This window comes from Sphingobium sp. LMC3-1-1.1 (genome assembly GCF_040676285.1).
Classification (GTDB): Bacteria; Pseudomonadota; Alphaproteobacteria; order Sphingomonadales; family Sphingomonadaceae; genus Sphingobium.
Window position 1 is genome coordinate 37,922 of the sequence record NZ_JBEGHQ010000003.1, and the last position, 17,745, is coordinate 55,666.

The 17,745-nt window shown below is 65.5% G+C and carries 19 protein-coding genes and 1 tRNA gene; 3 read left to right on the forward strand and 17 right to left on the reverse strand.

Annotated features, from left to right (window positions below):
* Positions 1–226: 226 nt before the first annotated feature.
* Positions 227–451 carry a CDGSH iron-sulfur domain-containing protein gene (locus tag MRBLMC3_RS07040; RefSeq protein WP_363827108.1) on the forward strand — a complete coding sequence of 75 codons (225 nt, stop codon included), beginning with the start codon at positions 227–229 and terminating at the stop codon, positions 449–451.
* A gap of 63 nt (positions 452–514) precedes the next feature.
* On the opposite strand, the gene MRBLMC3_RS07045 is transcribed toward MRBLMC3_RS07040, so the two are convergent.
* Positions 515–907 carry a hypothetical protein gene (locus MRBLMC3_RS07045; protein WP_363827111.1) on the reverse strand — a complete coding sequence of 131 codons (393 nt, stop codon included), beginning with the start codon at positions 905–907 and terminating at the stop codon, positions 515–517.
* A 62-nt stretch (positions 908–969) separates the two neighbouring features.
* Positions 970–1,061, reverse strand: a tRNA-Ser gene (locus MRBLMC3_RS07050).
* 230 nt (positions 1,062–1,291) lie between these two features.
* On the opposite strand from MRBLMC3_RS07050, the gene MRBLMC3_RS07055 reads away from it, so the two are divergent.
* On the forward strand, positions 1,292–2,101 hold the full coding sequence (locus MRBLMC3_RS07055) for a DUF1134 domain-containing protein (RefSeq protein ID WP_133654415.1): 810 nt from the start codon (positions 1,292–1,294) through the stop codon (positions 2,099–2,101).
* A gap of 114 nt (positions 2,102–2,215) precedes the next feature.
* Here the strand turns inward: MRBLMC3_RS07055 and dinB are convergent, their stop codons facing one another.
* The 4 genes from dinB to MRBLMC3_RS07075 are packed head-to-tail and all read right to left on the reverse strand — an operon-like array spanning position 2,216 to position 4,919.
* Entirely contained in the window at positions 2,216–3,295 is a 1,080-nt protein-coding gene (gene dinB / locus MRBLMC3_RS07060; RefSeq protein ID WP_363827113.1) for a DNA polymerase IV, read from the reverse strand.
* A 51-nt stretch (positions 3,296–3,346) separates the two neighbouring features.
* Entirely contained in the window at positions 3,347–3,886 is a 540-nt protein-coding gene (locus MRBLMC3_RS07065) for a hypothetical protein (protein ID WP_363739608.1), read from the reverse strand.
* Positions 3,883–4,407: a YceD family protein gene (locus MRBLMC3_RS07070; RefSeq protein WP_363827116.1), complete on the reverse strand. Its 525-nt coding sequence runs from the start codon at positions 4,405–4,407 to the stop codon at positions 3,883–3,885. Before MRBLMC3_RS07070 ends, MRBLMC3_RS07065 begins: the two co-directional genes overlap by 4 nt.
* Positions 4,404–4,919 (reverse strand): ubiquinol-cytochrome C chaperone family protein, encoded by a 516-nt coding sequence (locus MRBLMC3_RS07075; RefSeq protein WP_363827119.1) that lies wholly within the window; start codon positions 4,917–4,919, stop codon positions 4,404–4,406. The genes MRBLMC3_RS07070 and MRBLMC3_RS07075 overlap by 4 nt, the downstream gene beginning before the upstream one ends.
* A 141-nt stretch (positions 4,920–5,060) precedes the next feature.
* Between MRBLMC3_RS07075 and MRBLMC3_RS07080 the strand changes: the two genes are divergently transcribed.
* On the forward strand, positions 5,061–5,582 hold the full coding sequence (locus MRBLMC3_RS07080; RefSeq protein WP_363739614.1) for an outer membrane protein assembly factor BamE: 522 nt from the start codon (positions 5,061–5,063) through the stop codon (positions 5,580–5,582).
* A 54-nt stretch (positions 5,583–5,636) separates the two neighbouring features.
* Here the strand turns inward: MRBLMC3_RS07080 and MRBLMC3_RS07085 are convergent, their stop codons facing one another.
* From MRBLMC3_RS07085 to MRBLMC3_RS07135, 11 genes are all read right to left on the reverse strand, one after another.
* Positions 5,637–6,521, reverse strand: a complete 885-nt coding sequence (locus MRBLMC3_RS07085; protein WP_363827123.1) for an NAD-dependent epimerase/dehydratase family protein — start codon at positions 6,519–6,521, stop codon at positions 5,637–5,639.
* On the reverse strand, positions 6,518–7,489 hold the full coding sequence (locus MRBLMC3_RS07090; protein ID WP_363827126.1) for an ATP-grasp domain-containing protein: 972 nt from the start codon (positions 7,487–7,489) through the stop codon (positions 6,518–6,520). Before MRBLMC3_RS07090 ends, MRBLMC3_RS07085 begins: the two co-directional genes overlap by 4 nt.
* An 8-nt stretch (positions 7,490–7,497) precedes the next feature.
* Entirely contained in the window at positions 7,498–8,202 is a 705-nt protein-coding gene (locus tag MRBLMC3_RS07095; protein WP_363827129.1) for a metallophosphoesterase family protein, read from the reverse strand.
* Between the two features lie 2 nt (positions 8,203–8,204).
* Positions 8,205–9,407: a glycosyltransferase family 4 protein gene (locus MRBLMC3_RS07100; protein ID WP_363827132.1), complete on the reverse strand. Its 1,203-nt coding sequence runs from the start codon at positions 9,405–9,407 to the stop codon at positions 8,205–8,207.
* Positions 9,343–10,206: a sulfotransferase domain-containing protein gene (locus MRBLMC3_RS07105; RefSeq protein WP_363739624.1), complete on the reverse strand. Its 864-nt coding sequence runs from the start codon at positions 10,204–10,206 to the stop codon at positions 9,343–9,345. The genes MRBLMC3_RS07100 and MRBLMC3_RS07105 overlap by 65 nt, the downstream gene beginning before the upstream one ends.
* Positions 10,203–11,312, reverse strand: coding sequence for a glycosyltransferase family 4 protein (locus MRBLMC3_RS07110; protein WP_363827135.1), 1,110 nt, complete (start codon positions 11,310–11,312; stop codon positions 10,203–10,205). The genes MRBLMC3_RS07105 and MRBLMC3_RS07110 overlap by 4 nt, the downstream gene beginning before the upstream one ends.
* Positions 11,313–11,473: 161 nt before the next feature.
* On the reverse strand, positions 11,474–12,712 hold the full coding sequence (locus tag MRBLMC3_RS07115; protein WP_363827138.1) for an outer membrane beta-barrel protein: 1,239 nt from the start codon (positions 12,710–12,712) through the stop codon (positions 11,474–11,476).
* Positions 12,712–13,287, reverse strand: a complete 576-nt coding sequence (locus MRBLMC3_RS07120) for a polysaccharide biosynthesis/export family protein (RefSeq protein ID WP_133654428.1) — start codon at positions 13,285–13,287, stop codon at positions 12,712–12,714. Before MRBLMC3_RS07120 ends, MRBLMC3_RS07115 begins: the two co-directional genes overlap by 1 nt.
* A gap of 175 nt (positions 13,288–13,462) precedes the next feature.
* Positions 13,463–14,305, reverse strand: coding sequence for a sulfotransferase family protein (locus MRBLMC3_RS07125; protein ID WP_363756527.1), 843 nt, complete (start codon positions 14,303–14,305; stop codon positions 13,463–13,465).
* Between the two features lie 17 nt (positions 14,306–14,322).
* Entirely contained in the window at positions 14,323–15,555 is a 1,233-nt protein-coding gene (locus MRBLMC3_RS07130; protein WP_363827143.1) for a DegT/DnrJ/EryC1/StrS family aminotransferase, read from the reverse strand.
* A 20-nt stretch (positions 15,556–15,575) separates the two neighbouring features.
* Entirely contained in the window at positions 15,576–17,714 is a 2,139-nt protein-coding gene (locus tag MRBLMC3_RS07135) for a polysaccharide biosynthesis protein (protein WP_363739634.1), read from the reverse strand.
* Positions 17,715–17,745: the final 31 nt, after the last annotated feature.

Here is a 17,745-nt window from a genome sequence, read left to right on the forward strand (position 1 = left end):
ATTCCCGATGTGAAATCGTACGCCCGATAGCTGCCTTCCGCATGGCCCCCGGAGTTTTTGTCAAAACTCCCTAGCAGCGCCGGCTCATCGAGCAGATCGGTGCTTGTTCGACATTTCCTCCGATGAATTGGCCATTTCCTTATTTCGTGCCAGGCGATATATCTCCGGCTGAGACCGGACAGCGGAGACGAGCGCTGCCCAAGGACGGCCACCTGAGGAGGCTCCGATGGCGGTGGATATTGTCGCAACAAAAAACGGGCCATATCTCGTAACCGGCGATTTGACCCTACTTGAGCTGCGCGATGGAGCTGGAAATCTCTATGACTTTCAGGGCAAGAGCCGTGTTTTCCTTTGCCGGTGCGGTGCGTCGATCACGAAGCCGTTCTGCGACGGCCAACATTCCAAGATCGGTTTCCAAGCGGCGGAGGCCGCAGTGAAATCTGACAGTTAGCGCCGGCAGAGCCGACATTCGTCGGATTGGTCGAGCTCGCTACAAGCTGTCGTTGGTTCACCATCAATGCCGCAGATCACCGAGCGCGAGTTCGTTCCACATCCAGGTGAAGTCATAGCTGGCCATTGGGTCGCCAGCACCTGTTTTCGCCGCGCCATTTTCGAGATATTTGAGCCAGTCGGCGACCTTGGCCCGGCCGGCCTTGGTGCGGGCCAGCGCGCGGGGCGTCTTGTCGCCGAGTGCGGGTACGGCTTCATCAAGCGTTCGCGTATATTCGCGGGTCATCATCTCGTGGACGATTCTCTCCATTTCCCGTGGCGGAATTTCCAGCTCTTCATCCTGATCGCCGCGCGCGGCTTTGACAGCTGTTGCCGAGAGCTTTCCCATGCTCAAAATCTCCCACAAATCCAATCGGTTGCCGATGGAAGGCAGTGGATCCCAGGAGACCCGAATCACCTTGAAGGCCGCAGAAATGCGGGACTTTCAGCGATTGGCCCGGTTGTGAGAGGATGGAAAGGTGGCGGAGACGGAGGGATTCGAACCCTCGGTAGCCCCTTAAGGCTACGACGGTTTAGCAAACCGCTGGTTTCAGCCACTCACCCACGTCTCCGCACGAATTTGCCCACCGGATAAGGTGAGCAGTGGCTAGATGTCGGCCTATAGCGACGGGTTTCATGCATGGCAACGGTCCGGCACGGAGAAAAATCACCCGGATTTCGAAAAACAGATTCGGACTGGCGCGGAATCGACTCGGGTCGCCGTTCGTTCATTGTCGTTTCAGCTTGTTCCCCGATAATCTGAAATGTGGTTGAAGAGCGGTTTCTCTGGGGAGTAGCGGGCATGATCGGGATTTTACAGCGGGTTTCGGGCCGCGCTGGAAGGGCGGGCGCTCTTGCGATCGCCCTTGGCGCTGTCATGCTGGCACCCGTGGCGCAGGCGCAGGTGCGCACGGTCGACCCCAATACCGCGATCGATTCCGATCTGGCGCCCGTGCCGCAGCCGGGCGGCACGCCGACCGACCCCGGGGTAGACACCAGTTCCCAGCCGGGAAACAGCGCGCCTGCGGGCAGCGGCACCTCCTATAATCCGCCTCCGGTAAGTTCCGGCTCCACCGCGACAGGCGCGCCGGTGACAACCAATTCCCCGCCGGCCGCCATATCCCCTGGCGATTCCTATCAGCAGGACGATCTGATCGGCGCGGCCGAAGGGGTGTTCGGCAAGGGCGCTGAAGGCCTGGCCGGGATCATCGAAAAGATCCTGAAGGATCAGGGCCGTCCCAATGCCTATATCGCCGGGCGAGAGGCGTCGGGCGCGTTCGTGGTCGGTCTGCGCTATGGATCCGGCACGCTCAATCACAAGGTGGAGGGCAAGCGGGAGGTATATTGGACCGGCCCATCCATCGGCTTCGACGTGGGCGGCAATGCGGCCAATACCTTTGTCCTCGTCTATAATCTCTACGATACGCAGGACCTTTATCACCGCTTCCCGGCGGCGGAAGGCACGGCCTATCTGGTGGGCGGCTTCACCGCCAGCTATCTGCGCTGGGGCAGCGTCGTTCTCATCCCGATCCGGCTGGGCGTGGGATACCGGCTGGGCATCAACGCCGGCTACATGAAGTTCACCGAAAAGCGCAACTGGCTGCCCTTCTGACGCATAGGGAGCATTGGGTTGGCGCAAAGCGATTTTTTCCAGGTGATCTCTGGTCAAGAAATAGCGGAACACAAGGACTCCGGAGCGGCGACCTGATCCAAGAGGAGCGCCGCTCTACAAGCTGAGGCTGAGCTGGCCGCGCGCCTCGTCCGGCTCCACATGATCCAGATTGTGGACGCCCAGGCCCAACAGGCGCGCACCCATGCGCAGCGGCAGTTGGGCGCGGAGCAGCCCCCGGGCCGTCTGCACCAGCAGGTCAGGCGAGCGTAGGGGAGCAGCGAAGCTCTTCGACCGGGTAATGATGCGGAAATCGGCGAACTTGACCTTCAGCACCACCGTACGGCCATAGGCGCTGCTTCTTTCGATACGGCCCCAGAGATTCTCCGCAATCCGGTCGAGTTCCGTGATCAGCGACTCCTCCGTGATGAGGTCGTCGAAGAAGGTATCCTCGACGCTCACGGATTTGCGTTCCTGCCGCTCATGCACCGGGCGGTCGTCCTCGCCCCGCGACGCGCGATAGTAGAACAGCGCCGCGCTGCCAAAATGCTGCTGGAGGAAGGACAGCTCACGCGCCCTCAGGTCCGCGCCGGTTTCGATGCCCAGCGCCTGCATCCGCTTCGCCGTCACCGGCCCCACGCCGTGGATACGCCGCACCGGCATCGTCGCGATGAAGGCCGCACCCTCTTCCGGCCGGACGATGCAGATGCCGTCAGGCTTGTTCTGGTCGGAGGCAAGCTTGGCGATCAGCTTGTTGTAGGAGACCCCGGCCGACGCGGTGAGCCCGGTTTCCTCCCGGATCAGGCGGCGGATTTCCTCTGCGATCAGCGTGGCGGAGGAAATGCCCGGCTTGTTCTGCGTGACGTCGAGATAGGCCTCGTCCAGCGACAGCGGCTGGATGATGTCGGTGAAGCGCGCAAAAATCTCCCGCACCTGGGCCGACACGGCGCGGTAGACATCGAAGCGGGGACGGACGAACAGCAGGTCGGGGCAGAGGCGCCGCGCCCGCGCGCCCGGCATCGCGGAGCGCACGCCATATTTGCGCGCTTCATAGCTGGCCGTCGCGACCACACCGCGAGGCCCGCCGCCGCCCACCGCCAGGGGCTTGCCGCGCAGGCTGGGATCGTCGCGCTGCTCGACCGACGCGTAAAAGGCATCCATGTCGATATGGATGATCTTGCGCGGCGGAGCTTCCATGGCCCGCGCTTATGCCACAGGCCGGAACGAAAAGGAAACGCAAGGCGGGCGTCAGCGTCGGAGCAGGCGAAGATTGTCGAGCAGCCATTCCAGATGGGCCCGGCTGATCCGGCTCCACACATTATAGGTGCAGCGCTGGCCGCCGACGCGCAGATAGGCGAGGGAATGCAGGCCCTGGCCGCCCGGATTGGCGGCGGGATAGGGCTGCGCCCCTTCCTGACCATAGCCGGCAAAAGACGGGGTGGGCAGCCGCGCCAGCTCGCGCATATAGGGCCACTGATCGGTCAGCCTGCGCCGCTGCGTCCGCGGGTCCGCCCTGTCATCCGGCAACAGGCCGGTCCCGGCAAAACCATAAGCGCTGCGCAGGCCGGGAAGGTCGAAGGCGACGCCCCAGCCGCCGCCGAAGCGGGCGGCGCGCGGCGTCCCTTCCGGTTCTCCGGGCGCGGCGAGCGCGAGCGGAGCGCAGGATTTGCGGTTTTCCGCTTTGGCCCATTCGGCGCGGGCGCGCCTTTCCCCGATCCGCGTCCCGGTTTCCGCTCCGAAGGCCGGCATGGCGCTGAGCAGCAGCGCCGCCGCCAGCGCCAGCTTCATGTCTTGTCCTTGAGCGAGAGCAGCGCGGCGAAGGGGCTGGCCTGCTCCTCGCTCAGCACGCCCGCTTCGCGCAGGATGCTGTCCGCTTCCGGAGAGCGCGGATAAGGCGTCATCGCCAGCGCCACGGTCTCGGCCACTGCCTCACCCATGTCGATGACAAGCCCGTCAAAACCGATGGTGTCGCAATCCCCGGCATCCAGTTCCAGCTCGTCACCCTCCGGCACATCCTCCCCTTCCCGGACGAAGCGAAGCAGGAAATCCGTGTCGACCTTCTCCGGCACTGCCGCGCCTGTCGCCACACAGGGCTGGGCAAGATCGGCCCGCACGCGTCCTTTGGCGAAGATGGCGCCATTATCCTCATTCAGGGCATAATCCGCCTCCAGACGGTCAAGCGCCAGCAGGTTGAAGCGCTTCGCCAGCGCCTCGCGCTCGGCGGCATCGGCGGTGATGGTCACCGGTTGCGCATGGCGGGCAAGCTGGTCAATGCGGACGGGACGGGAAAATTCGGGGGCGGAGCTCATCCAAGGTCTCCCGCCATCAGCGCGTCGCGGCTGAGACAGCCGAGCCTCACCCAGCGCGCGCGCAGATGCGATTCGACATGCGCCAGCGCTTCTGTGGACGGCGCCTCGCCGCGATAAAGATTGCGGGCAATCGCCTCGCCCAGGTCGGCTTCGCCCGACAACGCCGCGCGATAAGCAGCCAACCGGCCACCCAGCGCGCTCACCATGCGGCCGATATGCTTGCCCACGACGACGTCGCCAATCCCTTCCTGCCGCAACTGGCCGTCCATATCGTCCACGAACAATTCGGTCAGCCAGACGCTCTCCTGCGCGGCGCCCAGCGCCTCCAGCCGCATCAGCGCCTGCGCGAGGATCGCGATGATCATGTCGAACCGGCCGTCCATCGTATCGGGAACCTGCCCCTTCACATACCAATGGGGCTGTCGTCCCTCTGCAACGATGGCGTTGTAGAGGGTGCGCATCGCGTCCCTGGGATCGCTCGACGCGAACAGACGCTGAAAGATGCTGGGCATGAGTTTGACTGTTTCCTGGCTTGACCGGTCGGCGGCCCCTTGCCGAGGCTCGCGCATTTCCATATTGATCGCCCGGCCGCCCGATGCAATGGCGGCTTTGTTTTTCGGCAAGGTCCGGGGCCAGCCCCGCAGGAGAAGTTCATGCGCCAGTTCAGCCGCCAATCCCGCAGCGGGCGGATTTTGCTTGGCGCAGGCCTTTGCGCGCTGCTGCTGGGCGCGTCGGGATGTTCCCGCATCCGCACCCATCAGGGCTATCAGGTCGACAAGCTGCTGGTGGATTCGATCCAGCCCGGCATCGACAATCGCGCCTCCGTGGAGGGCACTTTGGGCCGGCCGAGCTTCGTCGCGCAGTTCGGCGACCAGGACTGGTACTATGTGTCGCGCGACATGCGCGCGCTGGCCTTTTCCAACCCCAAGCCGGTGTCCCAGACGATCCTGCATGTCCGTTTCGACGGCGCGGGCAATGTCGTGGCGGTCGATCGCAAGGGACTGGAACAGGTCGCCAGGATTTCGCCTTCGGGCGACAAGACGCCGACTTTGGGCCGCCATCGCAGCCTGTTCGACGAGATTTTCGGCAATATCGGCGCGGTCGGCGCTGCCGGCATGGGTGGTGGCGGCGGCGGCAGCAATACCGGCGGCGGCGGCGGCCCGAACGGGAGCTGACGGAACAGCCGGCCAAGATGCTGTTCCCGCAGGCAGCAGCATGGCGCCCTGGCTTCAGTCCGTCTTCAATATGTCGGTCAGCCCCGCCGCCAGTGGTCGCGGGCGATATCCCAATGCTGCCATCCGGTCGACATTGAGGGCGGGGAAACCCCAGTCCTCCTCTGCTTCAGCTTCATAGGCGATCGGTACGCAGCAGCGCTCCGCCAGCATCCTCGCCAGTTCCGCAATGGTGGTGCGAACACCGCTGCCGACGTTGAAAGCCCCCGCATGCCCGCTGGCGAGCAGCAGCAGCATAGCCTGCGCCACATCCTCGACATGGACAAGGTCGGAACCGAAGGCGCCACTGCCATGCACGCGGATGGGGCGCCCACTCGTCGCCGCTCGTGCCATCGCAGCCAGGGCGCCGCTCTGCTGGCCAGGCCCGTAGACCGATGCCAGGCGCAGCGTCTGGAGCAGCACCTCCTCCCCGCGACAGCGTTCCTCCGCATAGATTTCCTGGGCAATCTTTGAACCCAGATAATAGCCCCTGCTGCGGGGAAAGAGCGGCGCTTGCTCGTGCGGCGGTCGAGCGGTCGGCGCATAGGCATTGGCGCTGCTCGCCTGCATGATCCGCCCGACGCCGGCCCGAATCGCCGCATCGACCAGCTTGAGCGTGCCGAGCGCATTGATTCGCCAGCAGCGCTCCGTTTCGGCCAGGTCATGATGATCGGAGGGAATGTGCGCGGCCAGATGCACCAGCGCCGCGCAGCCGCCCAGCTCGACCGCCTCGACCGCCGACAGGTCAAGCAATGCCCATTCATCGTCCGGATCAACATCGGGCGGCGGGCGGCGAGAGAGATGGCGAATGCGCCAGCCGGCCCGGCGCGCCGCCGGCGCGAAGGCGCGGCCGACAAAGCCCGAACCGCCGGTCAGCGCCAGCAAGGGAGCGCCGCCGTTCATCGCACCGCGTCGATGCGCTCCTGCGGCACGAACATCTCGTCCAGATAACGCAGGATCACGCCCTCGCGCACCGGCGGCTGCACGACCGGCGTGCCGTGGAGCAGTTTCCGCACGCACATCTCCACCTCATTGAAGCCGGCCATGGCCCGCAGCGGCGTCGTACCCGAAAAGCGGGCATTGATCTCGAAGACGCGAGGTGTGCCGTCGGCATCGGTGCGGAACTGGAAATTGGCGGGACCATGGGGTTGCAGCGCCCTGCCGAGCGCCCGCACCTGTTCGTTGAGCCTGGGATAGTCGCCCAGATAAGCGCGATAGCTGTTTCCGTCGCGCAGGTCGCGGCGCATGACGATCGACGCCTGCACCTCGCCATCGAAGACCAGCGTGCTGGCGGTATATTCGCTGTCGGCGTCGCCCACGCATTGCTGCACGACAAGACCGCTGCGCCCCTCCAGCGCCGACGCGAGCGCGGCCCGGTCGTGAACCAGCGACACGCCCACCGACCGCGCGCCGATGCGCGGCTTCACCACCAGCGGAAATCCGACGGCGGCGATCAGCGCCTCGACCGCTTCCCTGTCCTCCGCCGCGGCGGAAGCGGGGTGGGGCAGTCCGACACTTTCGAAGAAGCGCGCGGTTTCCAGCTTGTCGTCGGCGATGGCGACGACGCGCGGATCGCTGACCAGCACATGCGTCCCGAACAGCGCCTCCAGCCGATGCCTCTCCGCCGCGAAATAGGACAGCTCCACATCGGTGCCGAGCAGCACCATATCGGGCCGCTCCCGATCCAGCAGCTGGTGGATGCGATCGCCAAAGGCCGGATCGTCGGCAAAGGGCAGGCGATAGGCGCCATCGGCCCAGTAAAGGCCAGCGGAAAGCGGATTGGGGTCAGCCGCGATGATCTGGCACTCCAGCGCCGATTGCCGCAGCGACTTGATGATGCCCTGCCCCAGCACCGCGCCAGCTCCGGTCACCAGGATCTTCATGCGAAGAACCGGCAGAGCCGCTCCTGCGTGGCGGCGGACAGAGTAGTGGCGCGGATCGCGTGCATCTGGTCCTCCGGATCGAAATCGATATCGCGGCTTTCTATGGTCACAAAATCTCCCCTGACTTCGATCATCGCCCATTTGGGCGTCCGGTCCCCGTCATCACGCGGTTGGCCGAGCGAGGCGAGGGTGAAGATGGTGGCGGCTGCGCAATCATAGCGGCGATGTCGGTGGACATGGCCGAACAGGCCGTAGCGAAAGCCCCGCGCCGCAACCGTGTCGGCGGCCTCCTCTGCCTCCTGCGCGGATCGGATGTAGCGCCAGTCCCCATAGGCGAACGGATTGGCATGGGCGGCGAACAACGGCCCCAACGACCAGCTTTCCCGCCAATCGAAGGCCGCCATGCTGCCGGATGGGATATGGGCGGCCGTCCAGTCGACGCTTTCCCGCAGCCATTCGGGCAGGTCGGCGCGATAGCGTTCCGCCGCCGGCGACCCCCGGTACAGCATGTCGTGATTGCCGCTGATCAGGATCGCGCCGTCCCGCGCCGCCGCGCCCTGCACCAGTTCCAGCGTCTCCAGCGGCTGCACCCCATAGGTCAGGAGGTCGCCCAGGATCAGCATCCGGTCGAACCCCTCCCGCCGCGCGGCGGTGAGCGCCAGTTGCAGCGGGTCGCTGGCGGCATGGATATCGGTCAGCACGGCTATTCGCATGGCGATATCGGCCGGGCCAGAGGGGCAATGGCGATGCGTGGATGGCGGGCCGCGATCAGGTCGCGATAAAGGTCCAGATGCGCCGCCGCGCAATTTTCGATGGAAAAGCGGCTGGCGGCTTGCAGCGCGCCTTGCGACAGCGCGGCGTAGCGGACGTCATCGCTCAGCATATCCGCCATGGCCTGCGCCAGCACGGCGGGATCGGAGGGCGGGACGAGCTGGCCGTTGACGCCGGGCAGGACCATCTCCCGATTGCCCGCCACCGCGGTCGCAACGATGGGCAGGCCGCTCATCGCGGCCTCGATCATCGCGATGGGAAAACCCTCCCAAAGCGAGCAGTTCACGAAAAGGTCTGCCTGCCGCATCAACATATCGACGTCGCTGCGCGCGCCCAGCAGTTCGACCGGCTCTCCCACCGCCTGGGCCTGAAGCCCTTCCAATTCCGGCCCGGCACCCGCGATGCAGATACGCGCTGCGCGGCCCTGCGCCGCCAGTGCACCCACCAGCGGGCGGGCAGCGCGGAGCAGGGTCGGATAATCCTTTTGCGCCGATATCGTGCCCACGGCCAGGATGATCGGATCGCGCCCGGCGGCAACGCGCGGCTGCCCGGCATGGAAGCGGGGGCTGGCAGCATTCAGGATCATGCGGACAGGCTTTCGCGCATGGCTGCGGAGCAGCGTCTCGCACTGGTCGCTGATCGCGACATAGCTGTCGACGATGCGGTTGAAGAGGGTGAAGGCAGAGGGCGGAAAGGAAAGGCGGCTGTTATGGTGGGTCAGCACTACGGGCACGCCCGGCATGGCAAGCGCGAGGGGGAAGAGCGCACGGGCGGTATGGGCGTGGATCACGTCCGGCCGGATCGCGCGCAGGGCGCGCCGCAGCGCCAGCGTACCTGCCACAATATTGTTGCGATTGGCCAGCCCCAGCGAAAAGGCCGTGGCGCCGCCCTCGCGCAGCCGCGCCCGCATCGCTGCTTCGGTGGCGGGCGCATTGCCGACCTGTCCGGCATCGCTGAGGGACAGGATCGCCGCCTGATGGCCCGCCTGCGCAAAGGCCTCCGCCAGATTGCAGACCAGCATTTCGGCGCCGCCCGAGGTGAAGCTGGTGATGATCGAGCAGATGCGCATTTCAAGCCGCCAGATCGACCCCGGTCGCCGCCAGCAGCGCCAGGGCGCGCGGCGACAGATCGGCACGGCAACGCTCCAGCACCAGATCCGCCTGATCGGGGCTGAGCCATTCGCCGAAGGCGCCCGCCTTGCCGCTGCGCATGCGCAGGCTTTGGTCGTCGCTGCGGTCATAATCATGGCCGGGAATGCCGCCGTCGCGTTCCTTGTCGCGCATCCGGTCGAATTGCGCGGCGGCAACGGCGCGAGCGAGCATGTCCGGTTGCGGCTGCACGCCCAGAAAGGCGAGGATACCCGCAACCGTGGACATGGGTTCGGCGAGCATATGTTCGTAGCTGATCAGGTGATGCCGTCGTCCGGTCAGGCCCGCCGCCCAGCCGTTCAGATAGCCGGTGAGCGCCGCCATCCCATATTTGGGCTCGTCCAGGAAAGCCGCCATGTCGCCGGAAAAGCTCTTCTTGTGCCGGGTCGCATGGAAATAGGCGGACACGATCACGTCGCGGGGATCGCGGACAAGGAACAGGACCGGCCGGTCAAGGAACAGCCTCTCGCGATAGGGCAGATGGCTGACGAGAACCAACGGCAGGTCAGCCTGGCCCGTCCCGCCGATGAAGGCATCGATTCCCCGTACCGGATCACGGTCGAAATTGGGCAGGATGCGAAACGTGCTGGTCAGGTCGGGTTCGAACCCCAGCGCCGCGCTTTCCGCGAAATAGCAGGAGAGCAGAAAGCGCAGCCATGTCCGCCCGCTCTTGGGATAGGACACCAGGAAGGCATCGGCCCGCGCCGCCGCCAGCCGCAATGGCGGCTCGTCCCGCAGCCGCCGCCGCATCGCCCGCGCAAAACCCTTCAGCGACATCATGTTCATGACCCTGCCCTCACCCGATGATGGTCGAGCACGCTGGTGATGACCGACTGCCAGCGGGCAAGCACCTGATCATGTCCGAAATCCGCCATCCGCTCCCGAGCCGCCTGCCCCAGCGCGGCGCGCCGGGCCGGGTCGTTGCAGAGCGCGACGATGCTTTCCCCCAATGCAGCGCCGTCGCCATTGGGGACCAGCAGGCCGCTCCGGTCATGCTCGATCATTTCGGCCGGGCCCCATTGGCAATCGAAGGAAACGACCGGCAACCCTGCGCCCATGGCCTCGCCCACGACAATGCCCCAGCCCTCGAAGCGGGAGGAGAGGACAAAGAGGTCGGTCCGGGGCACCCAGTCGCCCGGTTTCTCCGTCACGCCGGGCAGGCTCACCCGATCGGCCAGCCCCAGACGGCCGCGCTGCCGCTCGAGCGCGGCGCGCTCCGGCCCCTCGCCCCAGATCACAAGCTTCCAGTCCGGAATGCGTTGCGCCACATGGGCAAAGGCGTCCAGCAGCAGGTCGAAGCCCTTTTGCGGCACCAGTCGCCCCACCGCCCCGATGGTATGCCCGTCCGACCGGCGATCCGGCGCGGCACCGGCAGGCGGCACCGGATTGGGAATCACCCATCCCTCCACGTCCATGGCTTCCTTGAACCAGTCCATCGCCCCCTGCGTCATGGTGATGAGGCCGACGGAGCGCGGATAGGTCATCTGCCGCAACCGGCTCCAGACCGGCCCCACCGTCTGGAGCGCGGGATTGTTGCGTTCCGATACGATCACCGGGATATGCAGCGACCGCGCGGCCAGCAGGGAGAGGATGTTGGTGCGGGTCAGGAAGCTTACCACCAGTTCCGGCCGCACCGCCTTCAATGCCCGCCGCAGCAATCTCTGCCGCCGCAGCATCGCCAGCGCGCCGGTCGCGACGGCACGGCGGCGCGACTTCATGCCTAGCCTGATGATCCGCACCTGCGGATGATAGGCGTAATAGGAGGGGGCGGACGCCTCCTCGAAGACGATCAGGGTGATGCTCCAGCCCTGCGCCGCGAAATGGTTGCAGAGCAGGCTGACGATATGTTCCGACCCGCCCGCGCCCAGGCCCGGAAGGACGAACGCAAGCATGGGTGGCCTGGATGCTCTTACCAGCATGGCGGCGGGGTTCCTGTATAATCACGCTTTTATGCCGTTCACTGTCCTAGCCGGGGGAGCCCAAGTCCATTGCGCGAAGGGGTTAGGAGGCAGCCCTTTGGATCAGTCCTGTCCCGCTCCGGCACGGCCGCGCGTCAATAATGGACGCGCAGTTCGAGACCTCCGCGAATGCGGTCGAATTCGTCCAGCGGAACGCTGCTGTCGCGTTTGGAGAAACGGGCCGTCGCAGCGATGGCGACTCGGCGGTTCAGGGCATATTCCAGCTCTCCGGTGACGCCGTAGAGCTTGTCGGTGTCGTCCACGCCGAAATATTTGCTGCGGCGGTAGAGGATTCCCAGCTGTCCTCTCAGATTGTGGCGGATTTCCTGGTTTATTCCCAGCCGGAAGCGCATGTCCTCACGCGATTGCACCCCGGTCCGGTAGGTGGCGACATTGCCGACGAAGCCGTCGAGCGTAATGGCGGTGCGTGGGCGAGGGGTATAGGTGAGTCCGATCTGCACCGACATGCGGGTCTGCGATTCTATCCGCTTGTCCTTGGCATCCAGGCGATAGACGCCGACCGCCGCATCGCCGCGCAACGTGCCACCCGGATCGATGGCGATGCCGACCCGGGCGCCATAGGTTGACGCGTCGCGGTCGAACTGGCCCGGCGCGGGGGCACGGCGGAAATCGCGATGCGCAGCCACCCCCTCGACAAAAAGGCTCGTCAGCGCAGACACGCGCATCATCACCCGCGCAAGCCCACCAACCGCGTCCAGATCACGCTCCTCATCGATGGCCCGGGTATATCGCATGCGCGCTCCGGTGGCCCTGGCCAGAAATCCGATCCGCGAACCCTGGTGCAGATAGGACAGGTCGCCATCCACCAGGTTCAGTTCGCGCGGACCGATATTGGGCAGGGTATTGCCCTCCGGCTCGCCCCGATCCTCTATGAGATGCTGCCAGCTCGCGGCGACGTTCAGGCGGTCGGCGGCTGACGGGTTCCAGTTCAACCCGGCGGCTATGCGTCCACCGACCGCATCTTCCTTCTGATACTGGAAATATTTGCGGATATCCCCTTCCGCCCGGGCGGTCACCTCCAGTGCACTCCCCTTGCGCAGCAGGTCGATATAAGGGCGGACCTGAAGGCGGAAATCATCCTTCTCGCCAAAAGCCTGAGCGTAGATATTGCTGTCATATTCCAGCCGGGCGCTGCCGCCGATCCTTAAGGTCGCGCTCCCCAGCGTCAGCGGCGTCGGTTCGAACAGCCCGCCCGGCGTCCCCTGCTCCGGACCGGCGGGGTCCAGATCCTGCGCATGGGCGTCCGTCAGGGCCGTGATCAGCAACAGGGCCGCAACGCTCCCGGCGGCCCGCCCCAGAGCCGGGGAGGGCATCAAAACCACTTCTCATAGATGCGCACTGTGTCGCCCGGCTGGATCATGTCGCGCTCGCTCGCCCGGCCGACCATCTGTCGACCATCGACCATGCGTGTGATGGCGACGCTCCCCTGTTCGGCGCGAAAGGTGTAACCGCCCGCGACGGACACGGCCGCGAGCACCGACATTCCCGCACGATATTGATATTCGCCGGGGCTCTTCACCTCGCCCAGCACATAGAAAGGACGCAGCCTGACGGGCTGGACGCTGACGGTCGGGGCATTGAGCAACTGGCGCTGCGTCAATTGCTGGGCGATGCTGGCCTGCAATTCGGGCACGGTCTTGCCGCCCGCATCGACATCGCCCAGCACCGGAAGGGAAATCTGGCCGCGATCGTTGACCACATAGCTGCTGCCGCCCGGATCGGCCGCGCTGAGGCCGGGAATCGCCACGCGCACCTCATCGCCCGCGCCCAGCCGATAGGCGACGGTCGGTGCCGGCGGCAGGCTGGCAAGGCCTGACAGCCCGCTCGAGCAGGCGGCTGTCAGGGCAAAAAGGCCGAGGAAAAGGCCATGATGAAGCCGGTTGCGCATCTGCGTCCCCTCTCAAATGGATGTGGTGGAAGTTTAAGCCCTTTGGCTGATTCCGGGGCGGGCAATAACGGCTGGCGGACAGGCAAAAAGGGACAGGCCCCCGAACGCTTTGGGAGTGATACCAACGAGAATTCTGGAAACGCCATGCGCCTGCGGAGGGGCAACAGGCCCTGCGCTATGCCGCCAGCCTCCGATCCTGCCTCCAATGGCTGAGATCGCGCCCGATCAGCTCCTCCAGATCGGCAATGTCCCGCGCATAATAGTCGACCATCCGCTGGCGGAGCGCCGCGGGCAATGGCGGATAGGCGATCTGCCGCGCGAATACCCCACGCACCCGTTCGAACATCGCTTTGCCGCGCAACGGCCGCACAGCCTCCTTCAACGGTGCCAGCGCGGTCCGTACCGGCAGCGGCAGGAAACGCTCGCTGCTGTCGTTGCGCGGGTCGGAACCGACCTGCTTCGAATAATGACGGGGCGCTCCGATATGGTCGCTGACGATGGCGACGCTCGCCTCGGGCGCGGCCTTCACATCCTCGAACAGCAGTATCTTGATTTGCTCCGCGTCGAAATGGGCAAGCCAGCGGCGCAGATGCTGCGCGTAAAGCCCATCCTCCAGAAATCGGGGTTGGTCGTTCGGCCGCCCGTCCAGATAATATTCCGGCCCCTTTGTCACCGTACCGCGCCGGAACAGCATCTTGTAATCGGAATAGGCGCGGTCGACCGGATTGCGAAGCTGCACCACCAGCCGCGCCTCTGGCAGGGCAGCGGCAAGGCGGGCGGGCGCGTCCGGGTGGGCGAGATAGTCGGCGGACTTTTCCCCCAGGATCTGGTCGGGCCGCGCGCCATCGAAGAAACGGCGATAATGATCGAGCCCCTGCGCATGCTCCTGGCTGAAGAAATGCGGCTCCGGCGCGGGCAGGTAGATCGCCGGATTGTCCTGAAGCTGGTTGTGGATCCAGGTCGTCGCCCCCTTGACGGCGCCTATGATGACAAAATGCGGCAGGCGGCCGTTGGCCATCGTCTTTTCTCCCTTCGTCAACAGGACAGTTCCGCCATGGCGATCTCCAGGCAGTTCGCCAGGCGGTGCATGTCTTCCGTATCCAGCAGATGATCCACCGGAAAGGCTATGCTGCGGCGGCCGAGATCCTGCGCGATCGGAAGAGCGCCGTCGCGGCGGACGTTCCGACCCGCAAAGGCGACTTCGCACGTCATATCGGCGCAGGAACCGCTGCCCACCGGCATGCCCATCTGCATCATCCGGCCAATGATCGGCGTGGTCCCCGCCTCCCCCAGCCGGTCGGCCGCAATGGTCACATAAAGCCGGTAGAAGGCGTGGCCGACCTCCGGCGGAATATCGGGCACCTCCACCGCCGGATTGGCGCGCAGCAGGCGCATCAGGGTTGCGGCATTGTCGCGCCGGGCGGCCAGCCAGCGGGGCAGCTTGGCGAGCTGCACCCGCCCGATGGCGGCCTGCATCTCCGTCATCCGCCAATTGCTGCCGAAACTGTCGTGCAGGTAGCGGAAACCGCTCGTCGTGGCCGCCGTAAAGAATTTTTCGGGGTTCTTGCCATGGTCCTTATAGGCCCAGGCCCGTTTCCAGTGCGCTTCCTGCCGCAGCAGGAGCATACCGCCCTCGCCGCCCGTGGACATGATCTTGTCGGTGCAGAAGGAAAAGGCGGCGGCATCCCCGAAGCTGCCCACCCGACGGCCATGAAGGGTCGCGCCATGCGCCTGCGCGCAATCCTCGATCAGCCACAGGCCGTGATCATCGGCCAGCGCGCGCAACGCCGCCATGTCGCAGGGCCAGCCGGCCAGGTGCACGCACAATATCGCCCGGCTGCGCGGCGACAGCATCCGGCGGGCGGAGTCAGGATCAATGGCGTTGCTGATCGGGTCGATGTCTGCAAAGACCGGCGTCGCGCCGACCGCGACGATGCAGGCCGCGCTGGCAAAGAAGCTGCGCGAGGGCAGGATCACCTCATCGCCCGCCCCGACGCCCAGCGCCCGCAATGCCAGTTCCAGCGCGACCGTCCCATTGCTGACCGCGACGCCGTGGGGCATGCCGCAAAACGCCGCGAATTCCGCTTCGAAGGCGCGGTTCTGCTCGCCATGGACCATGGCATTGACCCGCCCGCTTTCCAGAACCCGCGTCACCGCCGCGATCTCGTCCGGCTCATGCTGCGGCCAACGCAACGCGGCATGGTCAAGCGGGCTGAGGCGCAGCGGAACAGGGGACTGAATATGGGCTTGCGCAGGCACGGCTTGCATCTTGGTTTCCCCCAAAAAGGTCAGGCGACATCGCGCGGCAGCGGCGGGGTCAGGGCGGCCGGAATATCCGTCGGGCGCGGCGGCATCATCAGCAGCGTGTCGGAACTTTCCGCCGCCAGCCGCCGCAATATCTCCGCCCAGCGCGAACTGGCGGAAGCAGCGACCATTTCGTGTGTCAGCCGGACAAGCTCATCCGCGTCACCCACCGCGATCAGCCGGGCGAGCTGGGCAAAGCCCTCCACCAGCATCTCCAGCGGAATCGGGGATGGCATGGCCTCGAAAATACCCGGAATCGCGCTTTCGATCTTGTCCTCGCTGCTGTCGAACAGTTCCTCGAACAGCTTTTCCCCTGGACGAAGCCCGATGAACTTGATCGGCACGTCGATTTCCGGCCGCAGTCCCGCCATGCGGATGACGCGGCGAGCGATCTCCACGATCTTGACCGGCTCGCCCATGTCGAGAACGAAGATGGTGCCGCGCTCCGAATCCGTCTCCAGTGCGCGGGCGCTGCTTTGCAGGATCAGCAGCACCGCCTCCTGCACCGTCATGAAGAAGCGCTCTATGTCCGGATGCGTGACGGTCAGCGGCTTGCCGCTGGCGATCTGCTGCTGGAACAGCGGGATCAATGAGCCACTGGATCCCAGGACATTGCCGAAACGCACCGTCAGGAAGCGGGGGCTGTCCGGATCGCAACTGCCGATCAGGTCGAGCGCCTGGCAGTACAGCTCGCCCAGCCGCTTGGTCGCGCCCATCAGGCCGACCGGGTTGACCGCCTTGTCGGTCGACACCTGGACCATCGCCCGCGCCTCGAACTCGCACACCGCGTCGGCAACGTTGCGGGTGCCGAGCACATTGGTATGCACGCCCGCGCAGGGATTGGCCTCCACCATCGGCACATGCTTCAACGCAGCGGCGTGGAAGACAATTTCCGGTCGCCGCCGCTCGAACACCTGCCATAGCGCGGGGCGCTGGCGGATCGAGCAGAGTTCGGCATGGAAACGGACATGGGGGAATTTCTCCCGCGCCTCCATCTCTATGGTGTAGAGATTATATTCGCTGTGATCGAGCAGCACGATCTCCGCCGGCGCATAATAGGCAAGCTGGCGCACCAGCTCGCCGCCGATGGTGCCTCCCGCGCCCGTCACCATGATCCGCGCCCCGGTGACGACCCGCTCGAGATAGCTGTGCTGCACCGTGATTTCCGGACGCCCCAGCAATTCCGCGAGCGGCATCTTCTCTATCGCCATGCGGTCGCCGGTCAGCGGCTGCGCGCTGGTCCAGGGATTGCGGAAGCGCGAGACGACCAGATTTTCCTGTTCCGCCAGCGCCGCGATGCGCAATATCTGCTGCCGGTCGAGCCGTTCGCTGCTTTCCTGCACCACCAGGCTGACGGGCCGCCTGCCCGCGCGGTCCAGATCCGCGACGATCCGGGGCAGCATGTCGGGCGATCCCAATATGGGCAGGCCACCCAGGTTTAGCCGCCGCTCATGCCCGTCGAAGGAGATGACGCCGACAATCTCCAGCCCGGACTGGGTGTCGGTGGGCACGAGATCCGCCATCACCCGTGCCCAGTCCAGTTCGCCCAGCAACAGGATGCGGCGGCGCGCCTGCACGGTCCGGCGCAACCGCGCCGCCCGGACATGCTTGAAGAACTGCCGCCGCAACACGCGCACCACCAGCAGCGCGGCGACCGTCAACGGCACGTCGACGGTCAGGAAGACGGTCATCGGCCCGCGCATCATCTTCTGCGGCGCCAGCAGCCCGGCGGTGATCATCCATATTAGCCAACTGCTGGCGAGCAGGCTGACCGCGAGCGACAGCGCATCCGCGAGCGACAGGAAGCGCCAGCTTTGCCGATAGGTGCCCACGACGAACAATGCAGCCAGGTTAACGCCGACGAACAGGGTCATGAACCAGGGTTCCATCAGCGTCCCGGGCATGGGCAGGTCGGACAGGATCAGCCGCGAAAGAAGGAAGCTGCCGAGCATGATCAGCGCATCCAGCGCCAGGATGACGGCCAGCCTGATCGCGCGGAAACGCGCCGGGCCCTGCGCCGCGAAGGCGCGGGCTGCCGCGTCCAGCCGCAGAAGCATGGCGGCGGGCGGCGTTTGAACGACGCTTTCGGTCCCGTCCAGCCTGGCTGATGCGATGTTCGGCATTCCGATGTCTCCGATCCATGGTCCGCCGGTT